This window comes from Streptomyces sp. HUAS MG56 (assembly GCF_058673395.1).
In genome coordinates, this window is the sequence record NZ_CM178722.1 from 7,111,846 (window position 1) to 7,128,320 (window position 16,475).

15 protein-coding genes are annotated in these 16,475 nt (G+C 70.9%); 8 read left to right on the top strand and 7 right to left on the bottom strand.

Annotated features, from left to right (window positions below):
• Positions 1 to 141: 141 nt before the first annotated feature.
• From AC4OXY_RS33600 to AC4OXY_RS33625, 6 genes are all read left to right on the top strand, one after another.
• Positions 142 to 348: a hypothetical protein gene (locus AC4OXY_RS33600; RefSeq protein WP_356024516.1), complete on the top strand. Its 207-nt coding sequence runs from the start codon at positions 142 to 144 to the stop codon at positions 346 to 348.
• 326 nt (positions 349 to 674) lie between these two features.
• Positions 675 to 1,781: a dual-specificity RNA methyltransferase RlmN gene (gene rlmN, locus AC4OXY_RS33605; protein WP_356024514.1), complete on the top strand. Its 1,107-nt coding sequence runs from the start codon at positions 675 to 677 to the stop codon at positions 1,779 to 1,781.
• 230 nt (positions 1,782 to 2,011) lie between these two features.
• Positions 2,012 to 3,094, top strand: coding sequence for a thiamine ABC transporter substrate-binding protein (locus AC4OXY_RS33610; RefSeq protein ID WP_376289250.1), 1,083 nt, complete (start codon positions 2,012 to 2,014; stop codon positions 3,092 to 3,094).
• Positions 3,095 to 3,141: 47 nt separating this feature from the next.
• A complete protein-coding gene (locus AC4OXY_RS33615; protein ID WP_491994671.1) occupies positions 3,142 to 4,743 on the top strand; it encodes an ABC transporter permease in 1,602 nt (533 codons plus the stop codon).
• Positions 4,744 to 4,763: 20 nt separating this feature from the next.
• The gene (locus tag AC4OXY_RS33620) at positions 4,764 to 5,786 is read left to right on the top strand and encodes an ABC transporter ATP-binding protein (protein ID WP_356024509.1); all 1,023 of its coding nucleotides are present in this window, start codon (positions 4,764 to 4,766) and stop codon (positions 5,784 to 5,786) included.
• 24 nt (positions 5,787 to 5,810) lie between these two features.
• Complete coding sequence (locus AC4OXY_RS33625; protein WP_356024507.1) at positions 5,811 to 6,611, top strand: maleylpyruvate isomerase family mycothiol-dependent enzyme; 801 nt, start codon at positions 5,811 to 5,813, stop codon at positions 6,609 to 6,611.
• 84 nt (positions 6,612 to 6,695) lie between these two features.
• Here AC4OXY_RS33625 and AC4OXY_RS33630 read toward each other — a convergent pair whose 3' ends face one another.
• From AC4OXY_RS33630 to AC4OXY_RS33660, 7 genes are all read right to left on the bottom strand, one after another.
• On the bottom strand, positions 6,696 to 7,391 hold the full coding sequence (locus AC4OXY_RS33630) for an LAETG motif-containing sortase-dependent surface protein (protein ID WP_356024505.1): 696 nt from the start codon (positions 7,389 to 7,391) through the stop codon (positions 6,696 to 6,698).
• 162 nt (positions 7,392 to 7,553) lie between these two features.
• The gene (locus AC4OXY_RS33635) at positions 7,554 to 8,678 is read right to left on the bottom strand and encodes an LOG family protein (RefSeq protein ID WP_402066891.1); all 1,125 of its coding nucleotides are present in this window, start codon (positions 8,676 to 8,678) and stop codon (positions 7,554 to 7,556) included.
• 38 nt (positions 8,679 to 8,716) lie between these two features.
• Positions 8,717 to 9,124 (bottom strand): VOC family protein, encoded by a 408-nt coding sequence (locus tag AC4OXY_RS33640; protein ID WP_362821958.1) that lies wholly within the window; start codon positions 9,122 to 9,124, stop codon positions 8,717 to 8,719.
• Between the two features lie 155 nt (positions 9,125 to 9,279).
• Entirely contained in the window at positions 9,280 to 10,611 is a 1,332-nt protein-coding gene (locus tag AC4OXY_RS33645; protein ID WP_356024498.1) for a hypothetical protein, read from the bottom strand.
• Positions 10,593 to 11,333: an ABC transporter ATP-binding protein gene (locus tag AC4OXY_RS33650; RefSeq protein WP_356024496.1), complete on the bottom strand. Its 741-nt coding sequence runs from the start codon at positions 11,331 to 11,333 to the stop codon at positions 10,593 to 10,595. The genes AC4OXY_RS33645 and AC4OXY_RS33650 overlap by 19 nt, the downstream gene beginning before the upstream one ends.
• Before the next feature lie 199 nt (positions 11,334 to 11,532).
• On the bottom strand, positions 11,533 to 12,897 hold the full coding sequence (locus tag AC4OXY_RS33655; RefSeq protein WP_356024494.1) for an aspartate aminotransferase family protein: 1,365 nt from the start codon (positions 12,895 to 12,897) through the stop codon (positions 11,533 to 11,535).
• Positions 12,898 to 12,899: 2 nt separating this feature from the next.
• Positions 12,900 to 13,421, bottom strand: a complete 522-nt coding sequence (locus tag AC4OXY_RS33660; protein WP_071375713.1) for an Lrp/AsnC family transcriptional regulator — start codon at positions 13,419 to 13,421, stop codon at positions 12,900 to 12,902.
• A 181-nt stretch (positions 13,422 to 13,602) separates the two neighbouring features.
• On the opposite strand from AC4OXY_RS33660, the gene AC4OXY_RS33665 reads away from it, so the two are divergent.
• Together AC4OXY_RS33665 and AC4OXY_RS33670 are read left to right on the top strand one after the other, a co-directional pair.
• Positions 13,603 to 15,042 (top strand): gamma-aminobutyraldehyde dehydrogenase, encoded by a 1,440-nt coding sequence (locus AC4OXY_RS33665; protein WP_356024491.1) that lies wholly within the window; start codon positions 13,603 to 13,605, stop codon positions 15,040 to 15,042.
• Positions 15,043 to 15,243: 201 nt separating this feature from the next.
• Entirely contained in the window at positions 15,244 to 16,437 is a 1,194-nt protein-coding gene (locus AC4OXY_RS33670; protein ID WP_376289242.1) for an ABC transporter substrate-binding protein, read from the top strand.
• Positions 16,438 to 16,475: the final 38 nt, after the last annotated feature.

The window sequence follows — 16,475 nt, forward strand, 5'->3', positions numbered from 1 at the left end:
GGTCGTTTTTCAACACTAATACCCTGATTTTGGGTATTGACGTTATGTGTGAGGCATATGACGATAGGCGGAATCGCGAGCGCCGAACAGTCGCCTTGTGAACCGTGCGGCGCTCCCATCCCGGCTCGAAGGAGGGCGGCAATGAAGACGTTCCGGAGGTGCATCCCGGGCAAGAAATCGGTGGTGGCGGCAATGATCCTCGGAGTGATCGCCTTCGTCGCACCGACCGCGACCGCCGCCACCGAGAGCCCGAAGCCCCAGAGCCCCGCCTTCGACCGTTGCGTCCACAGCGCCGGTCCGGCCGGGCGCTACTTCTACCCGGGCTACGCCAACGTCCCCTGCATTTGAGTGGCGCATCGGACCAGGGCGGCTCATTCACGCTCGACTGAGCCCTCCTCCTGGTCGGACGGCCACGTATGCCGAGTGCTGCGGGGATCGCGCAGGAACCGGCCCGCTGACTGCTGACATGCTGGTCACCGGGGGTTTCGGCCGCTAGCGGGGTCGCTGACGTCAGCGTTCCCGCCGCTAGCGCCAGCGACTTCTCCGGGCCCGGAGCCGGGCCGTCTCCGGGCCGTCCGAGGGTGGCCAGCGATGACAAATGGCGACGGCCGACGATCACCGTACGCGTCATGGGCCGCAGGTCACGGAATTTGATCTGAGACACTGGTACAGCCATGCCTAAGCCCGGAGAACTCACTTTCGTCGCCCCGCGCGGAGCCAAGAAGCCGCCGCGGCATCTCGCCGACCTCACGCCCGCCGAGCGCAAGGACGCGGTGGCCGAGATCGGTGAGAAGCCGTTCCGCGCCAAGCAGCTCTCGCAGCACTACTTCGCGCGGTACGCGCACGACCCGGAGCAGTGGACGGACATCCCTGCCGGGTCGAGGGAGAAACTGCGCGACGCGCTGTTCCCGGAGCTGATGACCGTCGTCCGGCATCTGTCCACCGACCAGGGCACCACCCGCAAGACGCTGTGGCGCCTGTTCGACGGCACGCTGGTCGAGTCCGTGCTGATGCGCTACCCGGACCGGGTCACCATGTGCATCAGCTCGCAGGCGGGCTGCGGCATGAACTGCCCGTTCTGCGCCACCGGACAGGCGGGCCTGGACCGGAACCTGTCCACCGGCGAGATCGTCCACCAGATCGTCGACGGCATGCGCGCGCTGCGGGACGGGGAGGTGCCCGGCGGGCCTGCCCGGCTCTCCAACATCGTCTTCATGGGCATGGGGGAGCCGCTCGCCAACTACAAGAGGGTGGTCGGAGCCATTCGCGCGCTCACCGACCCGGCGCCGGACGGGCTCGGGCTCTCGCAGCGCGGCATCACCGTCTCGACTGTCGGGCTCGTGCCGGCCATCCACCGGTTCGCCGACGAGGGCTTCAAGTGCCGGCTCGCGATCTCCCTGCACGCTCCCGACGACGAGCTGCGCGACACCCTCGTCCCCGTGAACACGCGGTGGAAGGTGCGCGAGGTGCTGGACGCCGGGTTCGAGTACGTCGAGAAGAGCGGGCGCCGGCTGTCCATCGAGTACGCGCTGATCCGGGACATCAACGACCAGGCCTGGCGCGGTGACCGGCTCGGCCGGCTGCTGCGCGGCAAGCCCGTGCACGTCAACCTCATTCCGCTGAACCCGACGCCGGGCTCGAAGTGGACCGCCTCGCGGCCCGAGGACGAGAAGGCGTTCGTCGAAGCCATCGCGGCGCACGGCGTGCCCGTCACCGTCCGGGACACCCGGGGCCAGGAGATCGACGGAGCCTGTGGTCAGCTGGCGGCCACCGAGCGGTAATCTGGCCACCGTCACGCACATCTTCATATCGACATCTCCATATCGACACCTTCATATTCCGACAGGGGAGCGCCACAGCGCTGAGAGTGCGGCGGACAGGGCCGCAGACCCTCTGAACCTCGCCCAGGTCATTCTGGGTAGGAAGTTCGGTCATCACTCAAGCTGTTGCGCCCTGCCCAGCTCCCTGGGCAGGGCCGCGTTCTTCCTGGCCAACCCCAGGAGGACATCCAGTGCACAACAAGACCCTCGTGGCCACCGCGGTCGGCCTCGGCCTCGTCGCCATGTCGACGCTGACCGCGTGCGGATCCGCGGACACCAAGAGCGGTGCCGGCTCCAAGACCGTCACCCTCGTCAGCCACGACTCGTGGGCCGTCTCCAAGAGCGTGCTCCAGGACTTCGAGAAGAAGACCGGGTACAAGGTCAAGGTCCTCAAGGACGGCGACGCCGGGCAGGCCGTCAACAAGGCCGTCCTGACCAAGGACGACCCGCAGGGCGACGTCTTCTTCGGCGTCGACAACACCCTGCTCTCCCGCGCCCTCGACAACGGCCTCTTCCAGCCGTACCAGGCCAAGGGGCTCGACCAGGTCGGCGCCGCCTACCAGTTGGACAAGGACAAGCACCGGGTCACGCCGATCGACTACGGCGACATCTGCGTCAACTACGACAAGGCCTACTTCAGCGCGCACAAGCTGACCCCGCCGCAGTCCTTCGCCGACCTGGCCAAGCCCGCGTACAAGAACCTCCTGGTCACCGAGAACGCGGCCACCTCCTCGCCGGGCCTCGGCTTCCTGCTGGGCAGCGCCGCGCAGTTCGGCGACACCGGCTGGCAGGACTACTGGAAGAAGCTCAAGGCCAACGGCGTCAAGGTCGTCGACGGCTGGGAGCAGGCCTACTACCAGGAGTTCTCCGGCTCCTCCGAGGGCAAGAAGGCGGGCGGTGACCGGCCGCTGGTCGTGTCGTACGCCTCCTCCCCGCCCGCCGAGGTGATCTACGCCAAGAAGCGGCCCAGCACGGCACCGACCGGCGTGGCGAACGGCACCTGCTTCCGGCAGATCGAGTTCGCCGGGCTGCTGAGCAACGCCCACAACCCCAAGGGCGCCAAGGCGTTCATCGACTTCCTGGTCTCCAAGGAGTTCCAGGAGGACATGCCGCTGAACATGTACGTCTACCCGGTGCTGAAGGGCGCGAAGGTGCCCGCCGAGTTCACCGCGTACGGCCCGGCCGCCCAGCACCCCGAGACCATGGCCCCCGGCACGATCGCCGCCAACCGCGACCAGTGGGTCAAGGCGTGGACCTCGCTCGTACTGAAGTAGCCGGAACACGGCGGAGGACACGCGGGAACGTGACGCGGCTCGGGCTGATGGCCCTGCCCGTCGCGTTCTTCGCGCTGTTCTTCGCCTGGCCGGTCGCCGCGATCGTCGCGCGCGGGCTGAAGGCGGACGGCGCCTGGCGGTTCGGGCGGATCGCGGACGTGGTCACGCAGCCGGACATCCGGCACGTGCTGTGGTTCACCACCTGGCAGGCGCTCGCCTCCACCGCGCTCACCCTGCTCCTCGCGCTGCCCGCCGCCCATGTCTTCGCCCGGCTCGACTTCCCGGGCAAGCAGGTGCTGCGGGCCGTGGTCACCGTCCCGTTCGTGCTGCCGACGGTCGTCGCCGGCAGCGCCTTCCTCGCGCTCGTCGGGCACGGCGGGCTGCTGGACGACCTGTGGGGCGTACGGCTGGACACCACGGTGTGGGCGATCCTGCTGGCCCATGTCTTCTTCAACTACGCCGTCGTCGTACGGACCGTCGGCGGTCTGTGGGCCCAGCTCGACCCCCGGCAGGAGGAGGCCGCCCGCATGCTGGGCGCCTCCCCGTTCGGCGCCTGGCGCAAGGTCACCCTGCCCGCGCTCGCGCCCGCCGTGGCCGCCGCCGCGCTGATGGTGTTCCTGTTCACCTTCACCTCCTTCGGCGTCGTCCAGATCCTCGGCGGCCCCACCTTCTCCACCCTCGAAGTGGAGATCTACCGGCAGACCTCCGAGGTCTTCGACCTGTCCACGGCCGCGGTCCTCACCCTCCTGCAGTTCGCCGCCGTCGGCGCGATCCTCGCCGTGCACGCCTGGACCGTGCGGCGCCGGGAGACCGCGCTGCGGCTCGTCGCCCCCGAGACGACCGCCCGCCGGCCGCGCGGGAGCGGGCAGTGGGCACTGCTCGCCGGTGTCCTCGTCACCGTCGCGCTGCTCCTCGTGCTGCCGCTCGCCGTCCTCGTCCAGCGCTCCCTCGACGCCCCCGGCCTCGGTTACTACCGGGCCCTCAACAGCTCCGACGGCGGTACGTTCCTGGTGGCGCCCATCCACGCGGTGTGGACCTCGCTCCAGTACGCCGTCGCCGCCACCGCCATCGCCGTCGTGATCGGCGCTCTCGCCGCCGCCGCGCTCGCCCGCCGGGACGCCGGACGGCTGGTCCGGAGCTTCGACGCGCTGCTGATGCTGCCGCTCGGCGTCTCCGCCGTGACCGTCGGCTTCGGCTTCCTGATCGCCCTCGACAAGCCGCCGCTGGACCTGCGGCAGTCCTGGATCCTCGTCCCCCTCGCCCAGGCGCTGGTCGGCGCCCCCTTCGTCGTACGGACCATGCTGCCCGTGCTGCGCGCGGTGGACGGCCGGCTCCGGGAGGCCGCCGCCGTGCTCGGGGCCTCGCCGTGGCGGGTGTGGCGGGAGGTGGATCTGCCACTGGTGCGCAGGGCGCTGCTGGTCGCGGCCGGGTTCGCGTTCGCCGTCTCGCTCGGCGAGTTCGGGGCGACCGTGTTCATCGCCCGGCCCGACAACCCCACGCTCCCGGTCGCCGTGGCCCGGCTGCTGAGCCGCCCCGGCGATCTCAACTACGGCCAGGCGATGGCCCTTTCGACCATTCTGATGGTGGTGTGCGCCGCCGCGCTGCTGCTCCTGGAGCGGCTGCGCACCGACCGGACCGGGGAGTTCTAGATGCCGACGGGGGAGTTCTGATGCTGCTCAGCCTCGACGCCGCGACCGTGCGCTTCGGCGGGCGGGCGGTGCTGGACGCGGTCGGCCTCGACGTCGCCGAGCACGAGGTGGTGTGCGTCCTCGGGCCCAGCGGCAGCGGGAAGTCCACCCTGCTGCGGGCGGTCGCCGGGCTCCAGCCCCTGTCCGGCGGACGGATCCTGCTGGACGGCCGCGACCAGGCGGGCGTGCCCGCGCACAAGCGGGGCGTCGGCCTGATGTTCCAGGACCACCAGCTCTTCCCGCAGCGGGACGTCGGCGCGAACGTCGCCTTCGGGCCGCGCGTGCGCGGCGTCGCCAGGGGCGTACGGGACGCCGAGGTCGCGCAGTTGCTGGAGCTGGTCGGACTGCCCGGGGCGGCGCGGCGGGCCGTGGCCTCCCTGTCCGGCGGCGAGCAGCAGCGCGTGGCCCTCGCCCGCGCGCTCGCGCCCCGGCCCCGGCTGCTGATGCTGGACGAGCCGCTCGGCCAGCTCGACCGCTCGCTGCGCGAGCGGCTGGTGGTCGAACTGCGGGAACTGTTCGGCCGGTTGGGGACGACCGTGCTCGCCGTGACCCACGACCAGGGCGAGGCGTTCGCGCTGGCCGACCGGGTGGTGGTGATGCGCGACGGGCGGATCGCCCAGACCGGTACGCCCCTCGATGTCTGGCAGCGGCCCGCCGACGCGTTCGTGGCCCGCTTCCTCGGCTTCGACAACGTGGCCGAGGCGACCGTCGCCGGCGCGGCCGCCGACAGCCCGTGGGGCAAGCTCCCGGTGCCCGACGGCTCCCCGCAGGGCGCGCGCAGCGTGCTCGTCCGGCCCGCCGGTGTACGGCTCGTGGCGGCCGACGCGGGCCTGGCGTGCACGGTGACCGCCCGTACCTTCAAGGGCACCCATGTGGCCGTCCACCTCCAGCCGGGGGACGGGCAGCCGCGTCTGGAGGCCGCCTGCGCGCTGCGGGAGGCGCCCGCGGTCGGGGACACGGTCGGCGTGGAGTTCGACGTGGCCGAAATCGTGGTGATCGACTGAACGCCCACCTCTAGGGTGAGGGGCATGACTTTGCTCGCGCATGACCGTTACTGTGACGAAATCGCTCATCAGGTGGCGCAGTTGAGGGCCGTGGTCACCTCCGGCGCCGATCTGTCCGCGACCGTGCCGACCTGCCCGGACTGGTCGCTGGAGGACCTCGTACGCCATATGGGCGGCGCCCTGCGGTGGGTGGAGACGACCGTGCGCATCCGGGCGCAGGAGCGCGTTCCCCGCGACCAGGTGCCGCTCGGTGCCGGGCCCGAGGAACGGGGCGATGCGGCGGCACTCGACAAGTGGCTCGCGCAGACCGGTGAGCTGGTCGTCGCCACGCTGCGCGAGGCGGGCCCGGACACCGCGGTGTGGAGCTTCGTGCCGGGGAAGGCCGTCTCCGGGTTCTGGGCCCGCCGGATGACCCACGAGATCACCGTCCACCGCGCCGACGCGACCCTCGCCGCCGGGCTCGACTACGAACTGGCACCGGAGATCGCCGTCGACGCGATGGACGAGTGGCTGGACTTCGCCGTCTTCCTCCAGCAGGTCCGGGGCCGTGAAGAGGCCCTGCGCCTGGACGGCCCCATCCGCTCCATCCACCTCCACGCCACCGACGCCGATCCCGGCCTGAACGCCGAATGGCTGCTGGAGTTCGGCGCGGAGGGCGTGCGCTGGCGGCGCGGGCACGAGAAGGCCGCGGTCGCCCTGCGCGGCCCGCTCACCTCCGTGCTGCTCGCCTTCTACCGCCGACTGCCGCTGGACAGCCCCGAGTTGGAGGTGCTCGGCGAGCGGGAGCTGCTGGAGTTCTGGCTGCAGCGCGCGACCTTCGGCTGAGCGGAGGTCCCGGCGTACGACCGCGGCCCGTCCCCTGGCAAGGACCAGGGGGCGGGCCGCGGCGGCGGTGCGCAGGGGCGGGGGTCAGCCGTTGCCGCGCGCCCCGCGACGGCGCATGCCGAACCAGACCGCGCCACCGCCGACGACGACCAGCGCGCCCGCGACTCCGGCGATCAGGGGGGTGTTGGAGTTCGCACCGGTCTCGGCGAGGTTCGAGCTGCCGGCGGCCGGGGACGGCGCGTTGCTCGGGGCCGCGCTCGCCGGGGCGGAGCTGGAGGCGGAGTCCGACGGGGTGGGGGACGCCGACTGGGCCGGGGTGGACTTCGACGGCGACGGCTTCGGCGTCGTGGAGGCCGGCGGGGTCGGGGTGGAGCTCCCGGTCGCGCAGGCGGTGGACGGGGTGCTCAGCGCAGGCGTGATGTCCTGGTCGACGAAGGGGCTGGCCGTGACGTGGACGCGGTACGTCGCGTTCGGCTTCCAGTTCTCCTGGAAGGTGACCTCGGTGCCCTCGGCGGAGCCCTTGACCGGCTGCTCGCCGATCTGCTTCTCGACCCCGCCGTTGTTCGTGCGGAACACGGTGATGGTGGCGGGGGTACCGGAGGCGTCGTTGTCGGTCACGACGAGGACACCCTTGTTGCCGTCGCACTTGGCTTCGGCCTTGAACTCACGGATGTTGCACGCGGACGCGGTGCTGGACAGGCCCAGGACCACGGCGGCAGAGGCGGAGGCAACACCCAGGATGCGCACGGAACGGCGTGCGCTGCGGCGGGATATGGACACGTTTGTCCTTTACAGAGTGCACAACTGCGGGGGGTTGAGAGGGAGTTGCGGCGACGGATGAGGGAGACGCCCCAGCACCCCCAGGAGGCTCACAGGTCTATAAGCGCTCCGTAAGCAGTGTCAATGCATATGCCGTCAACGGCAGTTGGCTTTACCTTCTTATTAAACGCCGAGACGTTTGATCGCCTCCGGAGCCTGCTCGATCCGGTCAACGAGGGCGATACGGGACTCCATCGACCGGTCCGCGGCGAGCGAGCGCAGCAGCGGCCAGGCGGGCAACTCCCGTGTCCAGTGGGCCTCGTCCACCAGCACCATGGGCGCGGGCTCGCCGTGCGACTCGTAGTAGTTCGGCGTCGCGTTGTCGAAGATCTCCTGTACGGTCCCGGCGGCGCCCGGCAGGAAGACCACCCCGGCGGTGGAGCGGGCCAGCAGACCGTCCTCCCGGGTGGCGTTGGCGAAGTACTTCGCGATGTCCGAGGCGAAGGCGCCCGGCGGCTCATGGCCGTAGAACCAGGTGGGGATGCCGACGGAGGCGCCGCCCTTGGGCCAGCGGGCCCGCACCGCGAAGGCGGCGCGGGCCCAGTCGGTGACGGACGGCCGGAACGAGGGGACCGCGGCGAGGAGTTGGAGCGCCTCGTCCAGCATCGTGTCCTCGAAGGGGGCCGTGTACGCGCCGAGGTTCGCCGCCTCCATCGATCCCGGCCCGCCGCCGGTCGCGACGGTGAACCCGGCCCGGGCCAGCTCCCGGCCCAGCCGCGCGGCCCCCGCGTACCGGGCCGTGCCCCGGCCCGTCGCGTGCCCGCCCATGACGCCCACCACCCGCGCGCCGACGAGGAGTTCGTCCATGGCGTCGGACACGGCGTCGTCGTGGATCGCGCGCAGCATCGAGGCGAAGACGTCGCCGTCGGCCTTCGTGCGCCGGTACCAGGCGTAGGCGCGCGCGTCCGGCGTCGCCTCGTAGCCCTCCTCCAACGACTCGAACAGCTCGTCGGGCGTGTACGTGAAGGCGCGGTACGGGTCGAAGGGCAGACCCGGGACCGGCGGGAAGACCAGGGCTCCGGCCGACCGGACCCGGGCGGCGGCCCCGGGGTTCATCGCACAGCCGAGGAAGACGGCGCCGGCGGTGTCGAGGCTCACCAGGACGTCCGTACGGCCGGTCAGGTCGACGGCCTGGACGCGGTACCGGGCGAGGGTGCCCTGCTCGGCGACGACCTCGTCGAACTCGGCGAGTGACTCGATGCCCCGGCTGCGGGCGCCCCGCAGCGGCTGGGCGGGTGTCGGATCCACCCGCCCATGCTAGGCGCGTACGTCCGGGCGGAGCGGGCTCAGCCCTCGATCGCGGCCGGGTCCATCCAGATGACCTCCCAGGTGTGGCCGTCGAGGTCGTCGAAGGCCCGGCCGTACATGAAGCCCTGGTCCTGGGTCGGGCCGGTCTCCGTGCCGCCCGCGGCGATCGCCTTGTCCACCAGCTCGTCGACCTTCGCACGGCTCTCCGCGCTCAGACAGACCAGCACCTCGCTGGTCTTCGTGGCGTCGGCGATCTCCTTCTCGGTGAAGGTCGCGTAGAACGGCTTGGTGAGCAGCATCGCGACGATGGTGTCGCTGATCACTACGGAGGCCGCCTTCTCGTCGCTGAACTGGGGGTTGATCGAATAGCCCAGCTCGGTGAAGAACTTCTTCGAGGCGTCGAGGTCGTTCACGGGCAGGTTCACGAAGATCATCTGCTGGTACATGGGGTTTCTCTCCCGTGGTGTGCGTGCTGGGGTCAGCGTGTTCGAGAGGTAGACCGGGGGGCCGGCTCGAACTCATCGGCGATCGCGGAAGTCTTTCGGCGGATCTTCTCCGCAGTCTCCGCGTCCGCAGTCGCCGCGGTTTCCGCCGTCGCTGCTCAGCGGCCCACGGGCAGCGCCGCCAGGGCGGCGACGGCGAGGGTGAGCGGGCCGAACAGGGCCAGCAGGGCCGCCGCGCGCAGGGCCGCGGCCACGCGCAGCATCGTGGGCGGGGCGCCGAGCCGGAGCAGCGCGGCGGTCGTGTCGGACCGGCACTGGCGGGTCTCCACGGCCGCGGTGAGCAGGGTGGCGACCGTGCAGCCGGTGACGAGCAGCGCGCCGAGGCCGGCCAGAGGGCCGAACGCCGCCGCCGGGCCGGCGTACAGCGACGTCATGGCGTACCCGGCGGAGACGACCGCGCAGACGACGCCGAGGGGGCGGCCGATCCGGGTGGCCTCCGCCATGAGCACCCGGCCGGAGAGGAGCCGGAGGGCGCCGGGGCGGGTGCACTGGAGGAGCAGGCCGCACAGGTGGGTGAGGCCGGGGGCGGCGAGGACGAGACCGATGGCGATGAGGAGCCAGCCGCCGAGGACGGCGAGGTCCTGGCGGGCGGCGTAGGCGTGCATCGCGAGGCCGGCGGTGACGAGGGTGATGCCCCAGGGCAGACCGGCGGGGGCGTCCCGGGGAGGCGGGGGAGTGCCGTCGGCCCAGGTGGCTTCCGGCGCGGGGTCCGGGGCCGGGAGCTCGGGGCCGGCTTCGGATTCGGATGCGGTGGTGCCCGCTTCCGGGCCGGAGGCCGTCACGCTGGTGCCGCCGCCCGCGGCCTTGCGGCCCAGACGCGCGCCGAACCTGCCGTACGCCCCGAACGTCTCGCGGCCCCTCACCTCGCCGTACGCCCCGAAGCGGCCGAATCTGCGCGGTGCCGGGGTGGCGGGGCGCGGGTCCCGCGGGCGCAGGGACAGCGCCACCGTCACGGACGCCGTGACCGGGACCAGGGTCAGCAGGGTCAGGGCCGCCGGGACCGGGAAGGGCCGGCCGGCGGCCAGGAAGCCGGCCGCCGCGCCGTCGAAGGGCAGGCCCGTCAGGTCGCCGCGCAGATGGAGGAAGGCCAGCAGGGCGAGCAGCGAACCCAGCGTGCAGGACAGGGCCGTGGTCAGGGCGGAGACCGCCATGAGCCGGGCCGGGCCGAGGCCCGCCGCGGACAGTCCGGGGCGCTGCCGGGTGGCGGGGTCGGTGCGGGCGACGGCGAGGGCGAGGTACACCGTGGCGGCGAGCGGCACCGCGCACCAGACCAGGCGCAGCGTGGCGGCGTGGGCCGACTCCGGGTGGCCCAGGGCGTAGCCGAGGCAGGACAGCAGGAGGAACCCGGTGCCCGCGGTGGCCGTCGCCACCAGCAGGCGGCGCAGCTGGACGGCGGGCCGGGCCGCGCGGGTCAGACGGAGAGCGAGCACGCGGCCCGGCCTTCCGCCTGCGAGCTCTCCGGCAGGTACAGGGTCTGCACGCGCCGCCCGTCCAGCAGCGAGACCGTCCGGTCGGCGAGGGCAGCGATGTCGGGGTCGGTCGTGGCGAGGACGACGGTGATGCCGTGCGAGCGGGCGGCCGTGGTGAGCGTGCGCAGCACATGGGTGCGGTCGCCGCGGTGCAGCGGGGCCGTCGGTTCGTCGGCGAACAGCACCGTGGGGGCCGTGGCCAGCGCCCGGGCGATGGCGACGCGCTGGCGTTCGGCCTGCTGGAGCTGGTGCGGCCGGCAGCGGGACTTGTCGCCGACGTCGAGGCGCACCAGCCACTCCTGCGCGGCGACCTTGGCCCGGCGGCGGCCGGTGCCGCGCAGCATCAGGGGCAGGGCGGCGTTCTCCCAGGCGTTCAGCTCGGGGATCAGGACCGGGGCGGGGCCGATCCAGCCGAAGCGGTCCCGGCGCAGCCGTTCCCGGGCCATCGGGCCGAGGGTGTGCACGGGCACGCTGTTGAACCAGACCTCGCCGCCGCTCGCCGGCACCAGGCCGGACAGACAGGACAGCAGGGTCGACTTGCCGCTGCCGCGGGCGCCGGTGACGGCGAGGATCTCGCCCTCCCGCACCGCGAGCGAGACCCCGGCGAGCCCGGGGGAGCCGTCGGGGTGCCGGTAGTGCAGCGAGCGTGCCCAGAGCACGTCGTTGTCCGGTGGGGCCTCCATGGGCGTACACCTCGGTTCTGATCCGTTTTCCCGTTTGCCTCATCCCTCGTGTGGGGGAACGAAGGCTGGGCCGATCGGTCACTGGAACGCTAGGCAGCCGGTGCCGGGAGGCCGGACAGCACACGGCCCCGGGCCGCCGTTCCCACTCGAACGGACGGCACCGGGGCCGGTGATGATCAGCTGATCAGAGGACCGAGGCTCAGAGCTTCGTCCACGCCTCCGTCAGCGTCGCGCGCAGGATCTGCTCGATCTCGTCGAAGGTCTCCTGGTTGGAGATCAGCGGCGGGGCGAGCTGGATCACCGGGTCGCCGCGGTCGTCGGCACGGCAGTACAGGCCGTTCTCGAAGAGCGCCTTGGAGAGGAAGCCGTACAGGACGCGCTCGGTCTCCTCCTCGTTGAAGGACTCCTTGGTGTTCTTGTCCTTCACCAGCTCGATGCCGTAGAAGAAGCCGTTGCCGCGGACGTCGCCGACGATCGGCAGGTCGTGCAGCTTCTGCAGGGTCTGCAGGAAGGCGCCCTCGTTGTCGAGCACGTGCTGGTTGAGGCCCTCGCGCTCGAACAGGTCGAGGTTGGCGACACCCACGGCCGCCGACACCGGGTGGCCGCCGAAGGTGTAGCCGTGCAGGAAGGTGTTGTCGCCCTTGTAGAACGGCTCGGCGAGCCTGTCGGAGACGATGCAGGCGCCGATCGGGGAGTAGCCCGAGGTCATGCCCTTGGCGCAGGTGATCATGTCCGGGACGTAGCCGAACTTGTCGCAGGCGAACATCGTGCCGAGGCGGCCGAAGGCGCAGATGACCTCGTCCGACACGAGCAGTACGTCGTACTGGTCGCAGATCTCGCGCACGCGCTGGAAGTAGCCGGGCGGCGGCGGGAAGCAGCCGCCGGCGTTCTGCACGGGCTCCAGGAAGACCGCGGCGACGGTGTCGGGGCCCTCGAAGAGGATCTGCTGCTCGATCTGGTCGGCGGCCCAGCGGCCGAAGGCCTCCGGGTCGTCGCCGAATATCGGGGCGCGGTAGATGTTGGTGTTCGGCACCTTGTGCGCGCCCGGGACGAGCGGCTCGAAGGGGGCCTTCAGGGCCGGCAGGCCGGTGATGGACAGGGCGCCCTGCGGGGTGCCGTGGTAGGCGACCGCGCGGGAGATGACCTTGTACTTGGTCGGCTTGCCCTTGAGCTTGAAGTACTGCTTGGCGAGCTTCCAGGCGGTCTCGACGGCCTCGCCGCCGCCGGTGGTGAAGAAGACCTTGTTCAGGTCGCCCGGCGCGTAGTCGGCGAGGCGCTCGGCCAGCTCCACGGCCTTCGGGTGGGCGTAGGACCACACCGGGAAGAAGGCGAGCTCCTGGGCCTGCTTGAAGGCGGTCTCGGCGAGTTCCGTGCGGCCGTGACCGGCCTGGACCACGAACAGACCCGCGAGACCGTCGAGGTAGCGCCTGCCCTTGTCGTCGTAGATGTAGGTGCCCTCACCCCGGACGATGGTCGGGACGGGGGAGTTCTCGTACGAGGACATGCGGGTGAAGTGCATCCACAGGTGGTCGTACGCGGTGCGGCTGAGGTCCTTCTGGGTCACGGTTATCGGGTTCCCCACATGTAGGTCTGCTTCTTCAGCTTCAGGTAGACGAAGCTCTCGGTGGAGCGCACCCCGGGCAGGGCCCGGATGCGTTTGTTGATGACGTCCAGCAGGTGGTCGTCGTCCTCGCAGACGATCTCGGCGAGGATGTCGAACGAGCCCGCGGTCATCACCACGTACTCGACTTCCGACATGGCAGTCAGCGCGTCCGCGATCGACTCGACGTCGCCCTCGACGTTGATCCCGACCATCGCCTGCCGGCGGAAGCCCACGGTGAGCGGGTCCGTGACGGCGACGATCTGCATCACGCCCTGGTCCAGCAGCTTCTGGACGCGCTGGCGCACGGCCGCCTCGGACAGGCCGACGGCCTTGCCGATCGCGGCGTACGGCCGCCGGCCGTCCTCCTGGAGCTGCTGGATGATGGCGAGGGAGACGGCGTCCAGCTGGGGGCTGTTGCCGTTCCTGGACTCGCGGGTGGAGTCCCTCTGGTCTGCGCTTCGACTGGCCACGACTTCACTGTGCACGAGGTCTCGACAGTTCCGCAACCCTCCAGCGATGAAATTCGTTGTTTACGGCTTCGAAGCTTGCGGATTTCGCAGAAGTGGTACCGCTGGGGGTGTTGAAAACGTGGGCCTGACGACTAGGGTGGGTGTCTCAGCAATCGGACAGCGAGTAACAGCGAGTACCTGAATCAGGAGGCCGGCAGTGAGCACCGAGCTGCGTCGTCTGCGCAACTACATCGACGGTGAGTTCCGGGACGCCGCCGACGGACGGACCACCGAGGTGGTCAATCCCGCGACGGGCGAGGCGTACGCGACCGCGCCGCTGTCTGGTGCGGCGGACGTCGACGCGGCCATGGAGGCCGCCGCCCGCGCCTTCCCGGCCTGGCGCGACACGACGCCCGCCGAACGGCAGAAGGCGCTTCTGAAGATCGCGGACGCCTTCGAGGAGCGCGCCGAGGAGCTGATCGCGGCCGAGGTGGAGAACACGGGCAAGCCGGTCGGGCTGACCCGCTCCGAGGAGATCCCGCCGATGGTCGACCAGATCCGCTTCTTCGCGGGCGCGGCACGGCTGCTGGAGGGCCGCTCGGCCGGTGAGTACATGGACGGGATGACCTCGATCATCCGCCGTGAGCCGGTCGGCGTCTGCGCCCAGGTCGCCCCGTGGAACTACCCGATGATGATGGCCGTGTGGAAGTTCGCCCCGGCGATCGCCGCGGGCAACACGGTCGTCCTGAAGCCGTCGGACACCACCCCGGCCTCCACCGTCCTGATCGCCGACATCATGGGCTCGATCCTGCCCAAGGGCGTCTTCAACGTCGTCTGCGGCGACCGCGACACCGGCCGCCTGATGGTCGAGCACGACACCCCGGCGATGGCCTCGATCACCGGCTCGGTCCGCGCGGGCATGTCCGTCGCCGAGTCCGCGTCCAAGGACCTCAAGCGGGTCCACCTGGAGCTGGGCGGCAAGGCCCCGGTCGTCGTCTTCGAGGACACCGACATCGCCAAGGCCGTCGAGGACATCTCCGTGGCGGGCTTCTTCAACGCGGGCCAGGACTGTACGGCCGCGACCCGTGTCCTCGTCCAGGAGTCCATCCACGACGAGTTCGTGGCCGCGCTGGCCAAGGCCGCCGCCGAGACGAAGACGGGTCAGCCGGACGACGAGGACGTGCTGTACGGGCCCCTGAACAACCCGAACCAGCTCAAGCAGGTCTCCGGCTTCATCGAGCGCCTGCCCGCCCACGCCAAGGTCGAGGCGGGCGGCCAGCGGGTCGGCGACAAGGGCTACTTCTACGCCGCGACCGTCGTCTCCGGCCTGAAGCAGGACGACGAGATCATCCAGAACGAGGTCTTCGGCCCGGTCATCACCGTCCAGTCCTTCACGGACGAGGACCAGGCGGTGGAGTGGGCCAACGGCGTGGACTACGCCCTGGCCTCCTCGGTGTGGACCAAGGACCACGCCCGCGCGATGCGCATGTCCAAGCGGCTCGACTTCGGCTGCGTGTGGATCAACACCCACATCCCGCTGGTCGCCGAGATGCCGCACGGCGGCTTCAAGAAGTCCGGCTACGGCAAGGACCTTTCGGCGTACGGGTTCGAGGACTACACGCGCATCAAGCACGTGATGACGTCCCTCGACGCGTAACGCTCCGCGGGTTTCGGCCGCGTTCCGGGTGCGGGCGCGTGGGGGCTGGTCGCGCAGTTCCCCGCGCCCCTTGGGAGTTGGCGCCCAACCGGGTCGACACCGCGGCCCCGCGACCGCGATCGACAAGGTGTCGGACGGGGAACGGCATGCTCGACGCAGCGTCGATTGTCCGTTCGGCGGGCGGGAGGGCATCCTTCCGGGGTGCCCCAGACTCCCTCTCGTACGTCCGTGATGTCCCGCCGTTCCCTGCTGCGCGCCCTCGGCGGCACCGCCGCGCTCGGCGCGCTGGCCGGCTGTGGGGTGCCCGCCGCCTACGTCCAGCCCGGCGACCGCGCCGCCCCGGACGACTCCGCGGCCGACAAGAAGCTGACCTGGGCGAACTGGCCGCTGTACATCGACACCGACGACAAGAACCCGAACCGGCGGCCCACCCTGGAGGCCTTCCAGAAGCGCACCGGCATCTCCGTCGACTACGTCGAGGAGATCAACGACAACGACGAGTTCTTCGGCAAGATCAGCCCCGCGCTGATGAACCACCAGTCCACCGGCCGCGACCTGATCGTCATCAGCGACTGGATGTGCGCCCGGTTCGTGCGCCTCGGCTGGGTGCAGCGGATGGACCGCGCCCACCAGCCGAACATCGCGAAGTACCTCGACCCGCTGCTGCGCTCACCGGCCTTCGACAAGGGCCGCATGTCCACCGTGCCCTGGCAGTCGGGCATCACCGGCATCGCCTACAACCACAAGAAGCTGGGCCGCGAGATCCGCCGGGTGAAGGACCTCTGGGCGAGCGACCTCAAGGGCCGCGTGACCCTCCTGTCCGGCCTGGACGAGTCGTTCGCGCTGCTCATGCAGGGCAACGGGGTGGACATCACCCGGTGGACGGCGGCCGACTTCCACGCCGTCTGCGACCAGGTCGAACGGCAGGTCCACCGCGGCCAGATCCGCCGCTTCACCGGCAACGACTACACCAAGGACCTGGTCAGCGGCGACGTGCTCGCCTGCCAGGCCTACTCCGGCGACGTCATCCAGCTCCAGGCGGACAACCCCGACATCCGCTTCGTCGTCCCCGAGGAGGGCGCCGAGCTGTGGTCGGACTCCCTCATGATCCCCAACCGCGCCCGCCACAAGGCCAACGCGGAGCGCCTGATCGACTACTACTACGACCCCGAGGTCGCCGCGAAGCTCGCCGCCTGGGTCAACTACGTCTGCCCGGTCCCCGCGGCCAAGGAGGTCCTGGCGTCCTCGAAGGACAAGGACACCGCGGCCCTCGCCGACAACCCCCTGATCTTCCCGGACACCACCATGCGGGGGCGCCTCGCCATCGCCCGCGACATCACCTCCACGGAACGGGTGGAGTTCGCCAAGCGCTGGAACACGATCGTGGGGCTCTGACGGGGGCTCGGCTCCCCTCTGACAATTCCGATCTCCCG